Annotated in this window: 17 protein-coding genes and 4 pseudogenes; 15 read left to right on the top strand and 6 right to left on the bottom strand. The window is 70.9% G+C overall.

Annotated elements, in window-relative coordinates; translation table 11 throughout:
* Positions 1 to 453 precede the first annotated feature (453 nt).
* Entirely contained in the window at positions 454 to 939 is a 486-nt protein-coding gene (locus tag SPRI_RS08025) for a cation:proton antiporter regulatory subunit (protein ID WP_005310228.1), read from the top strand.
* A 6-nt stretch (positions 940 to 945) separates the two neighbouring features.
* The gene (locus SPRI_RS08020) at positions 946 to 2,163 is read left to right on the top strand and encodes a cation:proton antiporter (RefSeq protein WP_053556814.1); all 1,218 of its coding nucleotides are present in this window, start codon (positions 946 to 948) and stop codon (positions 2,161 to 2,163) included.
* 409 nt (positions 2,164 to 2,572) lie between these two features.
* On the opposite strand, the gene SPRI_RS08015 is transcribed toward SPRI_RS08020, so the two are convergent.
* Together SPRI_RS08015 and SPRI_RS08010 are read right to left on the bottom strand one after the other, a co-directional pair.
* A complete protein-coding gene (locus tag SPRI_RS08015; RefSeq protein ID WP_005310224.1) occupies positions 2,573 to 3,298 on the bottom strand; it encodes an SDR family NAD(P)-dependent oxidoreductase in 726 nt (241 codons plus the stop codon).
* A pseudogene (locus SPRI_RS08010) lies at positions 3,295 to 3,750 on the bottom strand (MmyB family transcriptional regulator); the annotation flags it as partial. The gene SPRI_RS08015 and the pseudogene SPRI_RS08010, both read right to left, overlap by 4 nt.
* Before the next feature lie 194 nt (positions 3,751 to 3,944).
* On the opposite strand from SPRI_RS08010, the gene SPRI_RS08005 reads away from it, so the two are divergent.
* Positions 3,945 to 5,573, top strand: a complete 1,629-nt coding sequence (locus SPRI_RS08005; RefSeq protein WP_005310220.1) for an IS200/IS605 family element transposase accessory protein TnpB — start codon at positions 3,945 to 3,947, stop codon at positions 5,571 to 5,573.
* A gap of 5 nt (positions 5,574 to 5,578) precedes the next feature.
* Here the strand turns inward: SPRI_RS08005 and SPRI_RS36965 are convergent.
* Positions 5,579 to 6,001, bottom strand: a pseudogene (locus SPRI_RS36965) (helix-turn-helix domain-containing protein); the annotation flags it as partial.
* A 264-nt stretch (positions 6,002 to 6,265) separates the two neighbouring features.
* Between SPRI_RS36965 and SPRI_RS08000 the strand changes: the two are divergent.
* From SPRI_RS08000 to SPRI_RS07955, 10 genes and pseudogenes are all read left to right on the top strand, one after another.
* Positions 6,266 to 6,445, top strand: a pseudogene (locus SPRI_RS08000) (IMP dehydrogenase); the annotation flags it as partial.
* A 129-nt stretch (positions 6,446 to 6,574) separates the two neighbouring features.
* Positions 6,575 to 7,333, top strand: a complete 759-nt coding sequence (locus SPRI_RS38795) for a DUF4158 domain-containing protein (RefSeq protein WP_199782702.1) — start codon at positions 6,575 to 6,577, stop codon at positions 7,331 to 7,333.
* A 60-nt stretch (positions 7,334 to 7,393) separates the two neighbouring features.
* Positions 7,394 to 9,508, top strand: coding sequence for a Tn3 family transposase (locus SPRI_RS07990; RefSeq protein WP_234020347.1), 2,115 nt, complete (start codon positions 7,394 to 7,396; stop codon positions 9,506 to 9,508).
* Between the two features lie 188 nt (positions 9,509 to 9,696).
* The gene (locus SPRI_RS07985; protein ID WP_005310217.1) at positions 9,697 to 10,179 is read left to right on the top strand and encodes a hypothetical protein; all 483 of its coding nucleotides are present in this window, start codon (positions 9,697 to 9,699) and stop codon (positions 10,177 to 10,179) included.
* A gap of 200 nt (positions 10,180 to 10,379) precedes the next feature.
* Positions 10,380 to 10,688 carry a hypothetical protein gene (locus tag SPRI_RS07980; protein ID WP_158685145.1) on the top strand — a complete coding sequence of 103 codons (309 nt, stop codon included), beginning with the start codon at positions 10,380 to 10,382 and terminating at the stop codon, positions 10,686 to 10,688.
* Positions 10,689 to 10,864: 176 nt separating this feature from the next.
* Positions 10,865 to 11,554: a recombinase family protein gene (locus SPRI_RS07975; protein WP_037773430.1), complete on the top strand. Its 690-nt coding sequence runs from the start codon at positions 10,865 to 10,867 to the stop codon at positions 11,552 to 11,554.
* Between the two features lie 38 nt (positions 11,555 to 11,592).
* Positions 11,593 to 12,438: pseudogene (locus SPRI_RS07970) on the top strand (zinc-dependent alcohol dehydrogenase family protein); the annotation flags it as partial.
* A 99-nt stretch (positions 12,439 to 12,537) separates the two neighbouring features.
* The gene (locus SPRI_RS07965; protein ID WP_005310211.1) at positions 12,538 to 12,948 is read left to right on the top strand and encodes a (R)-mandelonitrile lyase; all 411 of its coding nucleotides are present in this window, start codon (positions 12,538 to 12,540) and stop codon (positions 12,946 to 12,948) included.
* A 227-nt stretch (positions 12,949 to 13,175) separates the two neighbouring features.
* On the top strand, positions 13,176 to 14,450 hold the full coding sequence (locus SPRI_RS07960) for a VWA domain-containing protein (RefSeq protein WP_005310209.1): 1,275 nt from the start codon (positions 13,176 to 13,178) through the stop codon (positions 14,448 to 14,450).
* The gene (locus tag SPRI_RS07955; protein ID WP_037773429.1) at positions 14,450 to 15,235 is read left to right on the top strand and encodes a hypothetical protein; all 786 of its coding nucleotides are present in this window, start codon (positions 14,450 to 14,452) and stop codon (positions 15,233 to 15,235) included. The genes SPRI_RS07960 and SPRI_RS07955 overlap by 1 nt, the downstream gene beginning before the upstream one ends.
* A gap of 52 nt (positions 15,236 to 15,287) precedes the next feature.
* Here the strand turns inward: SPRI_RS07955 and SPRI_RS07950 are convergent, their stop codons facing one another.
* Entirely contained in the window at positions 15,288 to 15,725 is a 438-nt protein-coding gene (locus tag SPRI_RS07950) for a subtilase-type protease inhibitor (protein WP_005310205.1), read from the bottom strand.
* A 332-nt stretch (positions 15,726 to 16,057) separates the two neighbouring features.
* On the opposite strand from SPRI_RS07950, the gene SPRI_RS07945 reads away from it, so the two are divergent.
* Positions 16,058 to 17,104: a PHP domain-containing protein gene (locus tag SPRI_RS07945; protein WP_005310203.1), complete on the top strand. Its 1,047-nt coding sequence runs from the start codon at positions 16,058 to 16,060 to the stop codon at positions 17,102 to 17,104.
* A gap of 12 nt (positions 17,105 to 17,116) precedes the next feature.
* Here SPRI_RS07945 and SPRI_RS07940 read toward each other — a convergent pair whose 3' ends face one another.
* Complete coding sequence (locus tag SPRI_RS07940; protein ID WP_005310201.1) at positions 17,117 to 17,737, bottom strand: LysE family transporter; 621 nt, start codon at positions 17,735 to 17,737, stop codon at positions 17,117 to 17,119.
* Positions 17,738 to 18,178: 441 nt separating this feature from the next.
* Here SPRI_RS07940 and rsgA point away from each other — a divergent pair, with 441 nt between their 5' ends.
* On the top strand, positions 18,179 to 19,297 hold the full coding sequence (gene rsgA, locus SPRI_RS07935; RefSeq protein ID WP_005310199.1) for a ribosome small subunit-dependent GTPase A: 1,119 nt from the start codon (positions 18,179 to 18,181) through the stop codon (positions 19,295 to 19,297).
* A gap of 449 nt (positions 19,298 to 19,746) precedes the next feature.
* Here rsgA and SPRI_RS07930 read toward each other — a convergent pair whose 3' ends face one another.
* Complete coding sequence (locus SPRI_RS07930; RefSeq protein WP_053556813.1) at positions 19,747 to 20,232, bottom strand: DUF456 domain-containing protein; 486 nt, start codon at positions 20,230 to 20,232, stop codon at positions 19,747 to 19,749.
* Between the last annotated feature and the right edge of the window lie 7 nt (positions 20,233 to 20,239).

Genomic DNA, 20,239 nt, shown 5'->3' with positions numbered 1-20,239 from the left:
CGCCCGGGCGTGAGGGGTTCGGCGTGCCCGCCGTGCCCGTAGAGGCCGTCCACGGGTTCGTCCGCGACGCCGGATCCGTGCGTCTCGGCAGACCGGTGCGTCCCGGTGGGTACGGGCGCGGCCCTGGAGTCGTGCGTAGCGCCGGAATTGCGCGTAATGCCGGAATCGCGCGTGACGCCGGACCGGTGCGCATCGACGCGCGGGCGCGGGACGGCGTTCCCGATACGTCTCGCAGCGACCGACGACCGGACCCACCGGCCGGACCGCGTCCGACCGGGCCTGCCCGGCTCGACTGACCGACCCCCGCCGACCCGATCCAGGGCCGGCCGGTGCCCTGTACGGCGGTTGATGCAGAATCCCCCTCCGGTGGTGCCGCGGCGAACACCGCGCACCACCCGAACAGACAGCACAGCCGCCCGCACAGCGTCGACGACCGCCCGTATGGAGCCCTCCATGGAACCCACCGCACACGTCAGCAAAACCGCCCTGCCCGGAGTCGGCACGAGGTACGACCTCAAGACCGACGCCGGCGCGCACCTGTCCGTCGTCGTGCACCAGGACGGCCGCCGCATCCTCGCCTTCCACGACCCGGAGGACGACGACGCCTGCAAGGACGCCGCCGCCCTCGCCCCCCACGAGGCGACCGCACTGTCCAAGCTGCTCGTCCCCGACCCGGTCGCGCACCTGCACCAGCACATCGAGATCGACCTCGTCACCGAGCACATCCCCGTGACGAAACGGTCCCCCTACGCCGGCCGGCTGCTCGCCGACACCCAGGCGCGCACCCGCACAGGAGCGTCCATCGTCGCCGTACTGCGTCGCACCGCGGCGTTCCCCTCGCCCACGCCCGACTTCCGCTTCGCCATCGGCGACACGCTCGTCGTCGTCGGAACCCGCGAAGGCGTCGACGCCGTCGCCGAACTGATCACCGGAGGATAGCCACCCGTGCACGACACCACCGCGCTGCTCATCGAACTCGGGTCGATCATCCTCGCCCTGGGCCTGCTCGGCCGGCTCGCCGGACGCATCGGGTTCTCGCCCATCCCGCTCTACCTGCTCGCCGGACTCGCCTTCGGCCACGGCGGGCTGCTGCCGATGAACGCCAGCGAGGAATTCATCGCCACGGGCGCCGAGATAGGCGTCATCCTCCTGCTGCTGCTCCTCGGCCTCGAGTACAGCGCGTCCGAACTCGTCACCAACCTCAAGACGCAATACCCCTCCGGCATCGTCGACTTCGTCCTCAACGCCCTCCCCGGCGCCGTCGCGGCGCTGATCCTCGGCTGGGGTCCGGTGGCCGCCGTCGCGCTCGCCGGCGTCACCTGGATCTCGTCGTCCGGCGTCATAGCCAAGGTCCTCGGCGATCTCGGCAGGCTCGGCAACCGTGAAACGCCCGTCATACTCGGCGTCCTCGTCATCGAGGACCTCGCGATGGCCGTCTACCTGCCGCTGCTCACCGCCCTGCTCGCCGGACTCAGCCTCGCCGGCGGCAGCCTCACCCTGCTCATCTCGCTCGGCACCGTCAGCATCGTCCTCTACGTCGCACTGCGCCACGGCCGGCTCATCAGCCGGGCCGTCTCCTCCGACAACCCCGAGATGCTGCTGCTCGTCGTCCTCGGCCTGACGCTCTTCGTCGCCGGCATCGCGCAGGAACTCCAGGTCTCCGCCGCCGTCGGCGCCTTCCTCGTCGGCATCGCGCTCTCCGGCGAGGTCGCCGAAGGCGCGCACAACCTTCTCGCGCCCCTGCGGGACCTGTTCGCCGCGGTCTTCTTCGTCTTCTTCGGGCTGTCGACCGACCCGGCGGACATTCCGCCGGTCCTCGTCCCCGCGCTGATCCTCGCCGTCGTCACCGCGCTGACGAAGGTGGCAACCGGCTGGTACGCGGCCCGTCGCGCGGGCATCGGGCCGCGCGGGCGTCTGCGTGCCGGCGGCACGCTGGTCGCCCGCGGCGAGTTCTCCATCGTCATTGCCGGCCTCGCGGTCGGCGTCGAACCCCGGATCGGGCCGCTGGCCACGGCGTACGTCCTGATCCTGGTGATCATCGGGCCGCTCACGGCGCGGTGGACGGAGCCGATCGGCCGCCGCTTCCTGCGGACGGCGGCGACGCCGCCGAAGGAGCCCACCCTGCCGCTGGAACCGGCCGACACGGCCTCGACCCCGACCTGACGGGGCCGCGGCGCCGCGGGGGCACGGCGTGTCCGAGGGCGGCCCGGCCCGGTCCGGTCCGGTCCGGTCCGGTCCGGTTCGGTTCGGGGGCGTTGCGGGGCGCGGTGCGGGCCGGCCCGGCCGGGTCCGGGGGCGTGACGCCCTCGGGGCGCTTCCGGGCTGGGCCTGGTCCGGTCCGGGGGCGTGGTGGTCTCGGGGCTCGCCCGGCCGAAGCCGGGCGCTGGCACAGCTGCCGCTCGGGGTGCGGGGGCGTCAGCCCCCAGCGGAACCCTTTACCGCTCAGTCAAGGGCTGCCCTTCCCCCCTTGTGTTCGGACCCCTGGGCCGGTGGTCCGGTCCCGTTCCGGGCGGGGAGTGCGGCGTGCGGTGCCGTCCCAGAGGAGCGGGGGCGTGAGCCTCAGCAGAACCCGTCACAGAGCCGTGCCGGTCTCCTCCGCCAGTGCCCCGAGGAGCTCGTCCTGGAACGCCTCGTCGTGGACGGCGTGGTGCGGCTGCATGAGCTTTCGGTGGTACCAGTAGCCGCCCGTGGTCAGGGCCTCGGGTTCGTCGCTCGTGGCGAGCCACTCCTGTGTCCGGTGCCCGAGTTCGAGGTCGTCCGGTGCGCCCGGGCCGCCCATCCTGGTGGGGACCCAGCCCGGGTCGACCGCGTTGCTCCGTACGTCGGGACGCAGGCGGGCCACCGCCGCGGCGAGCGTGGTGACGAACAGCTTGCTGTCCGCGTAAGAGCCCGCGCTCCTGCCGAGCCAGTCGACTCCCCGCGTCGCCGGGCGCCCGCCGAAGTGGGAGCCGCTGCTCAGGTACACCAGTCGGCGCGGTGCCGACAGCAGGGCTGTGAGCAGGTAGGGGGCGACGATGTTGACCGGCATGACGGCCCGCCCCGTCCAGACGCCGGCGTTGTGGACGACCGCGTCCAGCGGACCGGCGTCGTTCAGTTCGGCGGCGATCCGCCGTACGGCGTCACGCTCGGTGAGGTCGCCGGTGACGGCGTCCGCGCCGCGGTCGAGCAGCGGCCGCAGAGCGGTTGCCCGCTGAGGGTTGCGGGCGTGTACCACCACCCGGTGTCCGGCGGCCAGCAGTGTCTCCGCGGTGGCCCGGCCCAGGCCCTCCGTGGAGCCGGTCACCAGAACGCGGCTCACCGCCGCACCGCCTGGTCCGCGTTCTCGGTGGCGGCCAGGGAGGCGAGAAGACGCAGGCCCTCTTCCGAGGGGGAGCCGGGTTCTGCGGTGTAGATGGTCATGCTGAGTCCCGGTTCGGCGGCCAGGTCCAGGGATTCGTAGGCGAAGGTGAGGTCGCCGACCGCGGAATGGCGGAACCGCTTGGTGCCGGTCCCGTGTCGGCGGACGTTGTGGGCGCCCCAGCGGGTGCGGAAGTCCTCGCTGCGGGTGGACAGCTCCCCGATGAGGTCGTGCAGGCCCTTGTCATGGGGGTCGCGTCCGGCCTCGCGGCGCAGGATGGCCACCGCCATGTCGCGGAACAGCTCCCAGTCGGGGTAGAAGCGGCGGGAGGCCGGGTCGAGGAAGTTGAAGCGGGCCAGGTTCCGCTGGTTGTCCCCGTTGGCGAGCAGGTCGGCGTAGAAGGCGCGGACGACGAGGGTCGTGAACTGCTGCTGTTTGACTTCGATGAGTGAGTGCTGCCGTGTAGGGGTGGGTTGTTGTGGGCTGTGGTGTGTGAGGTCTCGCGGGGTGGACGGGGGTTCGTGTGTCGAATGGGTGACCTTTGCGGGTGGTGGTCGTTGGGGGTGGTGGCGGGTGTGTGTGGTCCGGTGCGGAGGGGGTGGGCACTGTGGGTGGTCTGCGGGAGGTGGCGGCGCCGTTCGTGGTCACCGGACCTTCGGGTGTGGCAGTGCGTACCCGGCTCAAGGGCCTGACGGCCGGGGATGAGGAGGTGTTGCGGCTGGTGGGTGCGCATCTCGGGTCGCTGGCCTCGCGGGACTTGAAGGCGCGGTGTGTGGAGGGTCTGGAGCACTCCGCCGAGTCGTGGGCGGCCCGGAAGCGGGAGTTGACGGGGGTGTCGTCGTCGCGGTGGGCGGGGTCGATCACGAAGGCCACACACGATCAGTGGGCACTGGCCCGGCGCGGGCAGGCCGCCCACATCCAGGGCCTCGAAGCCGGGATCAGGACGATCGCTCACCGGTTGTCGCTGCCGGTCGGGGCGAAGGGCACGAAGCGTGCTCCGGGTGGTTACCGTTCGCGGCGGGAGTGGCATGCCAAGGCCCGGCGTCTGCGGGTGCTGGAGGACCGTCTGGGGCGGGTGCGGGCCGAGAGGGACGCGGGCCGGGTGCGTGTGGTGCGCGGCGGCCGACGGCTGGCCCGTACCCGGCATCACCTTGCCGATGCGGGGCTGACCGCAGCCCAGTGGCGCCGGCGGTGGGAGGCCGAGCGCTGGTTCCTGCAGGCGGATGGTGAGTCGGGGAAGAGGTTCGGCAACGAGACGATCCGCATCACCCCCGAAGGCGACGTCAGCATCAAGCTCCCGGCACCGCTGGCACATCTGGCGAACGCCGCGCACGGCCGGTACGCACTCGCCACGAAGGTCTCCTTCGCGCACCGGGGCTCCGAGTGGGCGGACCGGGTGGTCGCGAACCGGGCGGTGGCCTACCGCGTCCACCACGACACCGGACGCGACCGCTGGTACGTGACCGCCTCCTGGCAGATCCCGGCCGCCCAGGCCGTTCCGCTGGAGGCCGCCCTCGCCCACGGGGTGATCGGGGTGGACACCAACGCCGACCACCTCGCCGCCTGGCGCCTGGACACCCACGGCAACCCGTGCGGCGATCCACGCCGGTTCTTCTACACCCTGACCGGCACCGCCCCCCACCGCGACGCCCAAGTACGGCACGCCCTCACCCGCCTCCTGCACTGGGCCCACTCCTGCGGCGTGAAGGCGATCGCGGTCGAGGACCTCGACTTCCAGGCCGAGAAGACCAGGGAGAAGCACGGCCGCAGGCGAAGGTTCCGGCAGCTGATCTCCGGCATGCCCACCGGACGGCTCCGCGCCCGCCTGACCTCCATGGCCGACGCCACCGGCATCACGATCATCGCCGTCGACCCCGCCTACACGTCGAAGTGGGGAGCGCAGCACTGGCAGAAGCCCCTCACCAGCACCACCCGTAGGACCAGCCGTCACGATGCCGCGAGCATCGCGATCGGCAGACGCGCCCAAGGGCACCCGATCCGGCGACGGACGACACCGCCCCCGCACGACCAGAGCGATCGTGCGGGGCATCGGACCGTCCAGGCCGGCCCGGGCACCCTCGGGCGTGAGGAAGCCCGCCCCCGCATCCCCGGACCACGCACACGATGCGTGCCCCCGAACGCGGAACGAACGCGGGCAACCAGGGCATCCAACACCGTTCGGGGCGCCCGCAGCGACCAGGAATGGGTCCAAGACTCACTCCTGCTCACTGAATAGGAACGGTTGGCCGCCAGGATGTCCGGCCGGCCGTTGCACACGACCGCCGGCCCCGCTGTGATCGCGTCGAGGGTCCATTGCAGGCTGCGGTGCGGGGTCCACTGCCGGGCTGCGGCGCGTCGCCGGGGGCGGGTGACGGCGTCGGAGCCGTCGGCGGCCCGGGCGAGGTTCAGGAGGTGGGCGCGTTCGGCGTCGTCCAGTCGCAGGGCGCGGGCGACGGCCTCGAGGACGGCGGGGGAGGCGCCGGCCAGGTTGCCGCGCTCCAGCTTCGCGTAGTACTCGACGCTCATGTCGGCCAGCGCCGCGACCTCGCTCCTGCGCAGCCCGGGCACACGCCGCCGGGAACCGGCCGGCAGGTCGACCTGCTCCGGGGTGACCTTCGCCCGCCGCGAGGTGAGGAACTCGCGGACCTCCTCACGGTTGTCCATGTCTTCGACCGTACGGCCTGCCCGCCGTGGGAGGGATGTACTGGCGGTACACCTTTCGCTGGTGACTCGCTGACCGCACGGACGGCCGGTTACCTGGAGTGCGGGCCCTCCCGGGGCGGCGCAGCCGCCACGCGGGGGAGACCCGGCCGGGCAGCGCGCGTAGGACAACGGGGCCCTGACGCGTCCCCCGGCCCGTACCTGCACACGGTCGCGGCGGCCCGCGGGCCGCCCCGGACCTCTTTCCCAGAACGTGAGGACTTCCCCATGCGCGGAGCAGTGATCCACGCCCCCGGCGATGTGCGCTTCGAGACCCTGGACGACCCGATGATCCTGAAGCCGACGGATGCGATCATCCGCACGGCGGTCACCTGTGTGTGCGGATCCGACCTGTGGCCCTGGCGGGGCCTGGACGCGACCGACGAGGCGCACCCGATGGGGCACGAGTAGGGGTGCCGGTAAGAACGCTGTCACCAGCCGCAAACGGCGGTGATCTTGCAACGGTGTCACCCATGTGGGTGAGTCCCGGGCCGTACGGCTGCGGTGAGTGAAGCTCTGCGAGGACGATCGGCGATCGTGGCCCGTACTCCGTTGGACCTGGATGACCTCGTCGAGCACTGGACGCTGCTGAAGGACGAGCAGGCGCTCGTGTCCGGCAAGCGCGGTGCGACGCGACTGGGCTTCGCCGTGCTGCTGAAGTTTTATACGCAGTACGGCCGGTTTCCCCGGAACCGGGCAGAGCTGCCTGGTGAGGCTGTGGAGTTCGTCGCCCGGCAGGTGCAGGTTCCCGCCTCGGAGCTGGAGTCCTACGACTGGACGGGCCGCACGGTCGAGTACCACCGTGCACAGATCCGGGAGCACCTGGGCTTCCGTGAGTGCAGCGTCGCGGATGCGGAGAAGCTGACGGAGTATCTGGCCGAGCACGTCGCGCACAAGGAACGCAGGCCCGAGCAGGTCCGGGTGGAACTGCTGGCGCGTTGCCGCACAGAGAGCATCGAGCCGCCCACGACGGGCCGGTGCGACCGCATCGTGGCGGCTGCTCTGCGGACGGCTGAGGAGTCGCTGACTGTTCTGATTTCCTCGCGGCTGACCGCGGAGAGCGTGGAGCGGATCGTGGCCCTGGTGGCGGGTGGCACCGACGACCAGGACGACGACGGAACCGCGGGCGGCGGCGCGGAGGACGCGCCGCCGGTGCTGGCGAAGGTCAAGGAGGCTCCGGGCAATGTGAGCCTGGAGACGATGCTCACCGAGATCGACAAGCTGCTGGCGGTGCGGGCGATCGGTCTGCCACGGGATCTGTTCATCGACGTCGCGCCGAAGATCGTGTCCGGCTAGCGGGCGCGGGCTGCGGTGGAGTCGCCTTCCCACCTTCGGACCCACCCGGTCCCACTACGGGTGACCTTGCTGGCCGCGCTGCTGCACGAGCGGGAGCGGGAGATCACCGACACCTTGGTGGAGCTGCTGATCTCTACCGTGCACCGGATCGGTGCGCGGGCGGAGAGGAAGGTCACCGAGCAACTCATCAACGCGTTCAAGAAGGTGTCGGGCAAGGAGAACATCCTCTTCAAGCTCGCCGAGGCATCGCTCGGCACCCCGGAGGGAACGGTCCGCCAGGTCGTCTTCCCGGCGGTGTCCGGGGGCGAGACGACGCTGCGGGAGCTGGTGCACGAGTTCAAGACCCGCGGGCCGGTCTACCGGCGGACGGTGCAGACCACGTTGAAGGCGTCGTACACCAACCACTACCGGCGCGGGCTGATCAAGCTGCTGGGCGTGCTGGAGTTCCGCTCCTCCAACCACGCCCACCGGCCCGTGATCGAGGCCCTGTCACTGGTGGCGCGGTACGCGAGCGCGGGGAACACGACGTACTACCCGCTGGGTGAGACGGTGCCGGTGCACAAGGCGATGGGCGGGGGCTGGGCGGAGGTGGTGCACCGCGCCGACAAGCGGGGCCGGCACCGGGTGGTGCGCATGGTCTACGAGGTCGTCGCCTTCCAGGCCCTGCGCGACCAGCTCAAGTGCAAGGAGATCTGGGTGGTCGGCGCCGACAAATGGCGCAACCCGGATGAGGACCTGCCACAGGGTTTCGAGGCCCGGCGGGCGGAGAACTACCGGGAGCTGCGCAAGCCTCTGGACGCCGCGGTGTTCGTCGACGAGCTGCGCGAGCAGATGACGGCCGAACTGACCCTGCTCAACGATCAGATGCCCAAGCTGTCCTGGCTGGACATCGCCGAGCGGAAGTCCGGAGCGATCCGGCTCGCGGCGGCCGAGGCCCAGCCAGAGCCGCGCAACCTGCGCAGGGTCAAGGGCGAGGTGCAGAGGCGGTGGGGCATCGTGCCGCTCGTCGACATGCTGAAGGAAGCGGTGCTGCGGACCGGCTGCCTGGACGCGGTCACCTCCGTCTCCGGCGGCGGCAGCCTCTCGCCGGAGGTGCTGGCCGAACGACTGCTGCTGGTGATCTACGCGTACGGCACGAACACCGGGATCAAGGCCGTGGCGTCTGGCGGCCACGGGCACACCGAGGACGAGCTGCGGTACGTGCGGCGCCGGTATCTGTCGGCGGAGTCGGCCCGCGCCATCGCCGTGCAGATCGCGAACGCCACCTTCGCCGCCCGCAGCGCCGAGCTGTGGGGCCAGGGCTCGACCGCGGTCGCCTCCGACTCCACGCACGTGCGCGCCTACGACCAGAACCTGTTCACCGAGTGGCACTCGCGCTACGGCGGGCGCGGGGTGCTCATCTACTGGCACGTGGAGAAGAAGTCCCTGGCGATCCACTCCCAGCTGATCAACTGCACCGCCTCCGAGGTCGCCGCGATGATCGAGGGCGCGATGCGGCACGGCACCACGATGGATGTCGAGGCCAATTACACGGAGAGCCATGGCCAGTCGGAAATCGGTTTCGGCGTCACGAGGCTGCTGAGCTTCGACCTGCTGCCGCGTATCAAGCGGATCAACAAGGTGAAGCTGTACCGGCCGGTGGCCGGCGAACCGGGCGCCTACCCGCAGCTCACCCCGGCGCTGACCCGGCCGATCCGCTGGGAGCTCATCGCCCAGCAGTACGACCAGATGATCAAGTATGCGACCGCGATCCGGACTCGGACCGCGTCCACCGAGGCGATTCTGCGCCGCTTCACCCGCAACGCCTCCCACCCCACCTACGCGGCGATGTTGGAGGTCGGCCGCGCCCAGAAGACCATCTTCGTGGCCCGCTACCTGCGGCTCCGGGACCTTCAGCGGGAGATCGAGGAGGGCCTGAACGTCATGGAGTCCTCCAACGGCGCGAACTCCGTGATCGCCTACGGCAAGGGCGGGGAGATCGCCTCGAACCGGCGCGACGAGCAGGAGATGTTCGTGCTGTGCCTGCGCATCCTGCAATCGGCCCTGGTCTACGTGAACACCCTGATGCTCCCGGACATCCTCGGTGAACCGGAGTGGGCGGACCTGCTCACGCCCGCCGACCGGCGCGGCCTGACCCGCTGTTCTGGTCCCAGGTCCGGCCCTACGGCGAGGTGAACCTCGATATGGATGCGCGCCTCAACCTCACTGAGGTCGTCGTGCCCGGCCCCCGTACGCCGACAGAGGGAGTCCTCTTGACGGAACCAGGGACAACGGCGACGCGTATCTGATGGAGTGATGTGTCGAAGGCGCCGGTTGTCGCCGCGCCCCAGGGCAAATCTGATCTCTCAGGAGGATGGGCGAGGATGCTGTCGGAGGCGATGACCGCGCTTGCTGCGGCGGGGGGCACTGCGGTGGTGCAGGCCGCAAGCACAGATGCATGGATGGGTTTCCGCCAGCAGGTGGCTCGTTGGTTCGGTCGAGGAAACCCTCAGCGTGAGAGCGCCGAACTGGAGCGCCTTGACCAGACCGCAGCGGCGCTGGAGACCGCCGACGCGGAGCAGGCAGAGCGCGCACGGATCCGCCAGGAAGCATCCTGGGAGACCTGGTTCACTGCGTTGCTGGAAAGCTTGGACGACAGCCAGCGGGAGACGGCAGCCGAAGAATTGCGTGCTCTACTCGCTGAACACGTCCAAGCCGCAGGCGGAACGTCCGCTGAGACTGGCGGCCTCGCCGCTGGCAGGGACATCATCAACATCAACGCCACAGACAATTCGATTGCTGCTGGCACGATCTCTGGAGGGGCCAGCATCGGCCGCCCTCAGGTGCCGGATCCGTCCCAGGGCTAAACGGACCGGCCACCCCAAGCCCGCCACAATCACAGCCCACCAGTACCTCTGTGCTACGCAGCATCATCGCCTCGAACGGAAGTCTGGCGTTTGGTCATGCCAACGAGGTCCACTATCACGGGACTCCCCCGAAGTCGGGGCCGCGGGGGAGTCTCTGGAAATCACTGCTCGGAATTGCGTACGCCCTTCTGATGCCGTTAATGACCTGGCTTGTCCCGGCATCGTTCACGGCGGGAGTACAGGCCGACCCCGGACCGGCCATCTGGAAACTTGTAGTGTTCCTGGTTGTGGGGCTCGGGCTGATGGTGCCCCTCGGGGTCATCCTTACGATCTTGTCCTTGGAACTGACGGACATAGATGCTGGTAGCTCGGCGCTGGGTTTCTACGCTGCGTTCGCGCTGACCTTGATCGGAGGACCAATCGGCTTCCTCGCCGGGTTCACGGTGCCGTGGCTCACAGGCTCGCCGGGGCCTGCACGATGGTTCGCCAACCTGGTTGGTCTGCTGTAGCCGCTGCCGAGATCTCATGCGGTGATGATCTTGCCCAGCAATCGACCGATTGATGAGCGAGATCGGTAAGCGGCAGTGCGCGGCTGGATCGACGCCGGATCATGCCCATAAAACGGTGTCAGAAAATCGATGTGCTCAAGAACTTGAGGAGCACCGTTTTCTGTACGATCTGGCGGGTGCAGCCACCCCAAGATGACGACACCGCCGATCTCCTAGCCCCCGTTCCGGCCGCACGGACCGGCGACCTCGTGGGATACGCACGCGTGTCCACCAAGGGGCAGTTGCTCGACCGACAGATCCACGCACTCACCGATGCGGGATGCATCCGGATCTTCGCCGACAAGAAGTCCGGCAAGAACGCCGAACGCGAGGAACTGCGGAAGGCCCTCGACTTCCTGCGCGAGGGCGACACACTCGTCGTCCCGTCACTGGACCGACTCGGCCGCTCCATCCAGGACCTCATCGCCATCGTGTCCGGCCTGCGCAAGCGCGGCATCGGGTTCACCTCGCTGCACGAGGCGCTCGACACGACCACGCCCGGCGGGCGCCTGGTCTTCCACGTCTTCGCGGCCCTTGCGGAGTTCATCCGCGAACTCATCGTCCAGGGCACCAACGAGGGCCTGGATGCCGCCCGCGCCCGCGGCGCCCGGCTCGGCCGCCCGCCGGCGATGACCGAGGAGCAGGTACGTCACGCCCGCGACCTACTCGCCCGCCCGGGGAACACCGTCACCTCGATCGCGAAGCTCCTCGGCGTCTCCAGGAACACGATCTACAACTACGTGCCCGAGCTGAAGGGCGGTCGCCTCGCACTCGCTGAGGCGACGAGCACGCCAGAACTGCCTCAACCCACCAGGTCCGAGGACTGATCACCGCCGTTTGCGGCTGGTGACAGGGTTCTTACCGGCACCCCGAGTACGTCGGTTTCGTCGAGGAGGTCGGGGCCGAGGTCACCGCGGTCAGGCCCGGGCAGTTCGTGGTCGGCTCGTTCGCGACCTCGGACAACACCTGCGCCAACTGTCGCAACGGCTTCCAGTCCAACTGCCTGCACCGCGAGTTCATGAGCACCTGCCAGGCCGAGTACGTGCGTATCCCCAACGCCCAGGGCACCCTGGTCGCCACCGACGAGGTGCCGGACGAGGAGTTCTGGCCCGGCCTGCTGGCGGTCTCCGACGTGATGGGGACCGGCTGGTACGCGGCGGACGCCGCCGAGGTCCGGCCCGGATCCACCGCCGTGGTGGTCGGCGACGGAGCGGTCGGGCTGTGCGCGGTGATCGCCGCGAAGGAGATGGGAGCGGAGCGGATCATCGCGATGAGCCGCCATGAGTCCCGTCAGAAGCTCGCCCGGGAGTTCGGTGCCACCGACATCGTCACCGAGCGCGGCGACGAGGGCATCGCCCGGATCAAGGACCTCACCGACGGCATCGGGGCGGACAGCGTGCTGGAGTGCGTCGGCACCGCCCAGGCCATGCGGCAGGCCCTGCACTCCTCCCGGCCGGGCGGCAACGTCGGCTTCGTCGGCGTCCCCCATGAGGTCGCCGTTGACGGCCAGGAGCTGTTCTTCTCCCACGTCGGCCTGCGCGGCGGCCCCGCCCCCGTGCGCCGCTACCTGCCCGACCTGATCGAGCGCGTCCTGAGCGGCCGGATCGACCCGGGCAAGGTCTTCGACCTCACCCTGCCGCTGGAGCAGGTCGCCGAGGGCTACAAGGCCATGGACGAACGCCGTGCCGTCAAGGCACTCCTCAAGCCCTGACCCCGGGCTCGTCCGGGGCGCGTCGCCCTCGCGGCCCCGCGAGGCAGTGGCCCGGCCGTGCCCGGCAGCCCATGACGCTCACGGAGAAAGAAGCGGATCTTGCAGATCACCCGAAGTCCGGGCGACACCCTCAAGGGTCCGGCCGACTGGTTCACCGGCGACGTCTGCATCGACGCCGTCGCCGCCGCACCCTCCCCGTCCCGGGTCAGCGCCGCGCTGGTGCGTTTCATGCCCGGCGCGCGCACCCACTGGCACCGCCACCCGCTGAGCCAGACCGTCTTCGTCACCGAAGGGGTCGGCCTGTGCCGGCGCCGGGGCGGACCGATCGAGGTCATCCGGCCCGGTGACCGCGTCCTGTTCGAGGCCGACGAGGAGCACCGGCACGGCGCCGCGCCGAACCGGCTGATGGTCCATCCGGCCATCAACGAAGCCGACGCCGACCACGACGTCGTGCACTGGCTGACCCCGGTCACCGACGAGGAGTACGCCGCCGCACCGACGGTCGACTGACCTCCGTCCGGCTCCGCCCCCGCGCCCGGGCGGCGCAGCACACCGTCGCCCGCGGGCGGCCCTACGGGTACCTGTAGGGCCGCGCCACCGGGGAAGCGGCGCACCCCATGCCGTACGCGCCCGCTCCGCGGCGGCGGGGAGCGTGCCCGGCGCAGCGGACCCGGTCGTGCGGCGCCCCAACGCGGCCTCGTTTTGGTTCCTTTGGAGATCGTCAATACGATCCGCTGATGATCATAAGAAGACGGCCCGCGGCCCGGATCTGCGTGCTCCTCGCAGTCCTGGTCGCCGGGCTGTTCCCGACAGGGATCGCCGCCGCCGACGAACCGGTGGCGAAGGAATCCCCCAAGGTCGAGCTGGTGCTCGACGTCAGCGGATCGATGCGCGCCCGCGACATCGACGGCAAGAGCCGTATGGCCGCCGCGAAGCAGGCGTTCAACGAGGTGCTCGACGCCGTGCCGGAAGAGGTGCGGCTCGGTATCCGCACGCTCGGCGCCGACTATCCCGGCGACGACCGCAAGCGCGGCTGCAAGGACACCCGGCAGCTCTACCCCGTGGGGCCGCTCGACCGGACGGAGGCGAAGGCCGCCGTCGCCACCCTCGCGCCCACCGGATGGACACCGATCGGCCCGGCGCTGCTGGGCGCGGCGGAGGATCTGGAAGGCGGTGACGCCACCCGCCGGATCGTGCTCATCACCGACGGCGAGGACACCTGCGCACCGCTCGACCCGTGCGAGGTCGCGCGGGAGATCGCGGCCAAGGGCATCCATCTCGTCATCGACACCCTCGGCCTGGTGCCCGACGCCAAGACCCGCACGCAGCTCAGGTGTATCGCGGAGGCCACCGGCGGTACGTACACGTCCGTCCAGCACACCGACGAACTCTCCGACCGGGTGAGCCAGTTGGTCGACCGCGCGGCGGACCCGGTGGTCACGCCCGTCGCCACGCGGGGCGCCGGGCAGTGTGCCGACGCTCCGCGGCTCGAGCCCGGTCTGTACACGGACCGGGAGAAGTTCGGCGAGCACCGCTGGTACCGGGTGGACGTGCTGCCCGGCCAGGAGCTGCGCGCCTCCGTGAGCGTCGGCGCCGACCGCGCGGTGAACAAGGACTACGGCGTGCTGCTGCGCGCCGTCACCGTCCACGGCCGTGAGATCGTCCGCGGCTCCGAGGCCGGCGACGGCCGTACCGATCTCATCTCGACCGGTCTTCGCTACCCGAAGGCGGAGCTCGAGGACGCCGACGGCGTCAAGCCCGCCGCGGAGACCGTGTGTCTCCAGGTGAGCAACTCGTTCTCCGCGCCGCCCGCCGTCAAGACCGAGCCAGGACTGCCCGTGGAACTCACGGTGGACGTGGTCGACGCACCTGGAACGGCCTTCGACGTGGCCGCCTTCGGACTCGGGCGCGGCTGGTGGCTGCTGGGTGTCCTGGTGGTCGCCGGTTTCGTGGCCGGCCTGCTCTGGGGCTGGGTCTCACGCTGGCGCATCGCCGTCTGGAGGACCAACTGATGCGTATCCCACGCATACTGACGGCCGGCGCACTGACAGCCGCCGCACTGTTCGGCCCGGCGGCCGCCGCCCTCGCGGCCGACCCGTCCCCCGGAGTCGAAGGTGACGACCGGGCCCCCACGGAAGCCGGTACCTCCTTCCGTACGGCCACCCCGGTCGAGCAGGACCAGAAGGCCACGGCGAACGCGTCGAGCGGCGACTACCTGTACTGGGTGTTCCCCGCCGATGCCGAGCAGCGCCCCACCGTCAGGGCCAGGGTGACGCTGCCCGAATCCGCAGAGCGGCACGGCGCCTCGACGTGGCGGATCGACGTCTACGACGGACTGCGCCGCCGCCAGGCCTGCATGTACGGCATGCAGGCCCGGACGGCGGCCGTCGAGGCTTCGTCGGTGGAGCTGTCGTGCACGCTGCGGACCGTCCGCTCGCTGGCCGAGCCGTGGTCCGACGACCCGCTGCCCGGCAGCTATTACGTACGCCTGACCGTCACCGCCCTCCCGGAGGAGGACCTCGGTCTCCCCGTCGCCGCCGAGGTCGAGGCGGTGTCCAAGGACGCGGGCGGGGCGTACGCGGTCGACGGTGCGCTCGCCGAACCGCTGGTGCCGGGCGTCTCGGCCGACGAACGGCGGAACGAGGAACAGGCGGCCCTGGACTGGTCGTCCGGCCGCTGGTCCGACCGCTGGATCTGGACCGGTGCGGGCGGTCTGCTCGCGGCGCTCGCCGGCATCGGCGGCTACGTGCTCACGCGCGGCTCCGGCCGTCCCTCGCGGATGCCGCCGGGCGTGTGAGCCCCGGGCGGCCACGGCATCCCGCCGTGGCCGCCCGGCCCGCCCGGCCGCCTCAGAAGTCGAAGAGCACGCCGCTGCCGCTGCTCCTGATGCACGAGTTGCCGAAGGTGTGGGCGTACTCGACGCGCGTGCCGTTCCACACGCCGTCCACGGTCACCGTCACCGGATCCCACTGCTTGGTGCAGACGACGCTCGGATCCCGTGTGGTGATGGCGTCGAAGGCGCCCTCCGCGGCACGGAGTTCGGCGCAGGCGGCCTTCGCGGCGGGGTGGGTGCCGGTCGCCGTCGGCGTGCAGCTGAGCGTCACCGCGCGCAGCACCGTTCCGGCCGTGGCGTCGTCCCCCGTCGTGACGGTCAGCACGAGGGCCGACGGCGGGTACAGCCTCTCCGGGCCGGGCTGCGCGGTGTGCGCGCTGCCCACGGCGGGCGCCGCGACAAGGGCCAGCGTGGTGGTGGCTGCGAGCGCGAGGCCTCTGGCGATGTACCGCATTTCGAACACTCCCCTGGGTCGTTGTTTCGGAAATCGGACGGGAGTCTTGCTCAACGCGGTGAAGAACGCTTGGCCCTGTGCACGGTTTCGGTCACGTCGGGTGATGCTCCGAGGGCAGGCGGTGACCGGTGGGGCGATGCTGACCAGCGGTTCAGTAGCTCCTCGAATCGGCCGAAGAAAGACGTTCGAGGTAGTTGATCAATTGAATATAAGGCGTGCGAATTCTTGAACCATTGATTGAAAGGTGTGACGGTGTTCACGCCTGCGTCGCTCCGCGTTGGACGAGCGGCCGGCATCGGGGTTCACTGAGCTGAGGACCCCAGGAGGTGACGATGGAACCGGTCGAGGCCCTGAACCGGGTGGCCTTTCTCCTGGAGCGCTCACTCGCGGAGACCTATCGCGTACGCGCCTTCCGTACCGCCGCCGCGGCCCTCGCCGAACTCGACGCGCAGGAGATCGCCGACCGTGCCGAGGCCGGAACGCTCGTCAAGCTCAAGGGAATCGGCCCCAAGACCGCCCGCGTGATCGAGGAAGCCCTCGCCGGCGGAACCCCCGCGTACCTCGAGCGACTCGAGGAAGAGGCGGGCGGGCCGCTCGCCGACGGCGGCAGCGCCCTGCGCGCCGCCCTGCGGGGCGACTGCCATCTGCACTCCGACTGGTCGGACGGCGGCAGCCCCATCGACGAGATGGGGCGTGCGGCCGCCGCGCTCGGCCACGAATGGGCCGTCCTCACCGACCACTCGCCCACCCTCACCGTCGCAGGAGGACTCACCGCGGAACGGCTGCGCGCCCAACTCGACGTCGTGGCCGAACTCAACAAGGAGTGGGCGCCCTTCCGGCTCCTCACCGGCATCGAGTGCGACATCCTCCCCGACGGCAGCCTCGACCAGGAACCCGAACTGCTGGACCGCCTCGACCTCGTCGTCGCCTCCGTCCACTCCAAACTCCGCATGGATTCCGCCGCGATGACGAGGAGGATGGTTTGGGCCGTCGAGAACCCGCTCACCGACGTTCTCGGTCACTGCACCGGACGACTCGTCACCGGCGGCCGCGGCACCCGGCCCGAGTCGCAGTTCGACGCGGACGAGGTCTTCGGCGCCTGCGCGGAGCACGGCACCGCCCTGGAGATCAACAGCCGCCCCGAGCGGCGCGATCCACCGCGCCGGCTGCTGCGCAGGGCCGTAGAGGCGGGCGTCCTCTTCGCCGTCGACACCGACGCGCACGCGCCCGGACAGCTCGACTGGCAGATCATCGGCTGCGCCCGCGCGGAGGAGTGCGGTGTGCCGGCGGAGCGCGTGGTCAACACCTGGACCGCCGACGAGGTGCTCGAATGGACCCGGACCGGGCGCCCGCCCGCCGCGGGCGGAGCCGGCCGCTGAACGACAGCCCGGTCAGCCGCCGAGCAGCAGACGGGCCGCCAGGAAGATGATCACTCCGTTGCCGACCAGCGCCGTGCCCAGGCGGCCCTTGTCGCTGGTGAGGGCACGACCGACCAGCGCACCGCCGACGGCGAGCAGCGCCTGCCAGCTCGCCGAGGCGGCGAACGCGGCGACGACGAACATCAAGCCGCCCATCGGGGGCCAGTCGTCGTTCCTGAGCGCCAGCACCAGTGCGGAGAAGTAGACGATGGTCAGCGGGTTGAGAACAGTGAGTCCGAGGAACTGCAGGTAGACGCTGAACGGCCGTTTCTCCTCGACCTGCCGCACGGACCCGGGATCGAGCGAGCGGCGGACGGCGTCCGCCAGTCCCTTCGCCGCGAGCGCGAGCAGCACGACCGCCGCCGTCCACCGCATGGGGCCCGCCACGGGCCGGAGCAGGCCGGCGAGCGCGGCACCCGTCAGCGCGGCGATCAGCGCGTACAGCCCGTCGGCCGTCGCCGTCCCCATCGCGCCCGCGAGACCGGTACGCAGCGACGTCTGCGCGGACAGGGTGACGATCATGACGGTGACGGCACCGACCGGCATGGCGATTCCGAATCCGGCCAGCGCGCCGGAGATCAAGACGTCATCCACAACTTCCCCCGTGACGGGCGCAGTCCGATTGCGCCGATCAAACTGCGGGGCCGAAGGGCCGGTCAAGGCGATTTCCGACGCGGGCGACGAGGCCGTCGGACCCGGTACGACGGACCGCCGGGCACCAGGATCCGGCGCGCACGGACCGGCGGAAATAATCGCTGGCGCCCCGCCCCGGGGCCCGGTTATCGTTCTGCTCGTTCCGGGGCCGCGGCATGTGCCGCGCCCGGGGAACAGTGCTGGTTCGTAACCTGTGTTGCTTTGGTTGGTTCGTCGGGACGACGAGCAGGAGGTGAGGACATTGATGACTGTCACGGTGGCGGGCGCTGCCCGCGTTCAGAGGTTCATCACTGTTTCCACTCCTGTGGCCTCCGGCTGACACCCACTCGACTTCCGCGCGCGGAGCGCGCGCTGCCGGGGCCGCCCTTCGAAGGGTTCCCCTTGTCCAACACCCAGCCCCACACGTCTTCCCTCACCTCTGCCGCCCAGGACACGCTCGCCCCCTACGGGTGGGACACGGCCTGGGAAGCCGAGTTCGCCCCGTACGCCGCCCAGGGCCTGCTGCCCGGTCGCGTCGTACGCGTCGACCGCGGCCAGTGCGACCTCGTCACGCCGCGCGGTGTGATGCGCGGCGACACCGAGTTCGTCACGCCCCGCGACCCGATGCGGGTCGTCTGCACCGGCGACTGGGTGGCCGTCGACCCCGACGGCGACCCGCAGTTCGTACGGACCCTCCTGCCGCGGCGCACCGCCATCGTGCGGTCGACGTCGTCCAAGCGGTCGGAAGGCCAGGTGCTCGCCACCAACATCGACCACATCGTCATCTGCGTCTCGCTGGCGGTCGAACTCGACCTCGGCCGGATCGAACGCTTCCTCGCCCTGGCGTGGGAGAGCGGGGCGCAGCCGCTCGTCGCCCTCACCAAGGCCGACCTGGTGCCCGACGTGACCGGGCTGTCCTACCTCGTGCAGGACGTCGAGACCACCGCGCCCGGCGTCCAGGTCATCCCCGTCAGCTCCGCCACCGGGGAAGGCGTCGAGGTCCTCACCGCGATCGTGTCCGGCGGCACCAGCGTGCTGCTCGGCGTCTCGGGAGCCGGCAAATCCACTCTCGCCAACGCGCTCCTCGGCGAGGACGTCATGGACGTCCAGGCCACCCGTGACGTCGACGGCAAGGGCCGGCACACCACGACCACCCGCAACCTGCTCGTCATGCCCGGCGGCGGCGTCCTCATCGACACGCCGGGGCTGCGGGGCGTCGGCCTCTGGGACGCCGAAGCTGGCGTCCACCAGGTGTTCTCCGAGATCGAGGACCTCGCCGCGCAGTGCCGCTTCCACGACTGCGCCCACGAGGCGGAGCCCGGCTGCGCCGTGCTCGGCGCGATCGAGGACGGCACGCTGCCGGAGCGGCGGCTGGACAGCTACCGCAAGCTGATCCGGGAGAACCAGCGGATCGTGGCCAAGACGGACGCACGGCTACGGGCGGAGATCCGCCGCGACTGGAAACTGAAGGGCGCGCAGGGCCGCGCGGCCATGGAGGCCAAACGCGGCCGCGTCCGCTGAGCACCCGGACGCGCCCGGGCCCGGTGGCGTGACGTTTCCGGGCCTGGCCGCGTCCCCTGAGCGTGACGCTCCTGGGGCGTGGCGCGTGTCCGGGGGCGGCGGTCCCGGGCGTGGCCCGGGTCGTGAGCGTGAGGCCCTTGGGGCGCGGCGCGTCCGCGCGTGGCCCGGTTCGGGGTGCCGCCCGGACGGGTCCGGGTGCGGCGGTCCCGGGCGTGGCCCGGTCCGGGGGGCGACGCCGTTCGTGTGCGGCTTTTCCGGGCGTGGCCCGGTTCGGCGCGGGGGCGTTGCCCGTGCGGGGCGTTGCTGCGTCGGTGGGCCATTGCGGGCGCCGGGGCTTCGCGGCGCGGAGCTGCCGGGCGGGGGTGCGGGGGCGTCAGCCCGCAACAGCACCTTGCCCGGGAGGGGGTCCGGGGCGGAGCCCCGGTTTCGGGGAGGGGCGGGGTGGGGGACTACCCGCCGGACACCACCGCCCCCACCCACGCCCCCACCACCATCAAGCACCCCATGAGCTCCACCAGCACGCTCGTGCCCGCCGCGCGCATCACCGCGCGGGTCGAGGCCATCGCCGGGCCGTGACCGCCCAGCCGGAGGCGTTCCGAGCCGTAGATGCCGCCCACGAAGCCCGGTACCGCGCCGATGACGGGAATCAGGAAGAAGCCGGCCAGCGCCCCGAGACCCGCGGAGGCGGCCATCCGGCGGGTGACGCCGAGGCCCCGTAGTCGGCGGTTGGGCAGCAGCCACACGATGACCTGGTTGATCAGCAGGACCGCCGTGGCGCCGACGAGCAGGAACCACGCCACGCCCGTCTGCACGTGCAGGGACCACCAGAGCACGGCGGCCCACACCAGCCACGGCCCCGGGACCCCCGGGACGATCACCCCCAGGAGGCCCAGCAGCATCACCCCGCCGACCATCAGGAGCTGCCATACGCCCACATGCCAA

Source organism: Streptomyces pristinaespiralis (assembly GCF_001278075.1).
In the GTDB taxonomy this organism is placed as follows: domain Bacteria; phylum Actinomycetota; class Actinomycetes; order Streptomycetales; family Streptomycetaceae; genus Streptomyces; species Streptomyces pristinaespiralis.
This window is presented reverse-complemented; position numbering and strand designations above follow the sequence as displayed.

What these genes read in the sequence shown, in the direction of transcription:
- SPRI_RS08025 (WP_005310228.1), top strand. Translation starts at nt 454, where the DNA reads ATGGAACCCACCGCACACGTCAGCAAAACCGCCCTGCCCGGAGTCGGC.
- SPRI_RS07985 (WP_005310217.1), top strand. Translation starts at nt 9,697, where the DNA reads ATGCTGTCGGAGGCGATGACCGCGCTTGCTGCGGCGGGGGGCACTGCG.
- SPRI_RS07980 (WP_158685145.1), top strand. Translation starts at nt 10,380, where the DNA reads ATGACCTGGCTTGTCCCGGCATCGTTCACGGCGGGAGTACAGGCCGAC.
- SPRI_RS07960 (WP_005310209.1), top strand. Translation starts at nt 13,176, where the DNA reads ATGATCATAAGAAGACGGCCCGCGGCCCGGATCTGCGTGCTCCTCGCA.
- SPRI_RS07955 (WP_037773429.1), top strand. Translation starts at nt 14,450, where the DNA reads ATGCGTATCCCACGCATACTGACGGCCGGCGCACTGACAGCCGCCGCA.
- SPRI_RS07950 (WP_005310205.1), bottom strand. Translation starts at nt 15,725, where the DNA reads ATGCGGTACATCGCCAGAGGCCTCGCGCTCGCAGCCACCACCACGCTG.
- SPRI_RS07945 (WP_005310203.1), top strand. Translation starts at nt 16,058, where the DNA reads ATGGAACCGGTCGAGGCCCTGAACCGGGTGGCCTTTCTCCTGGAGCGC.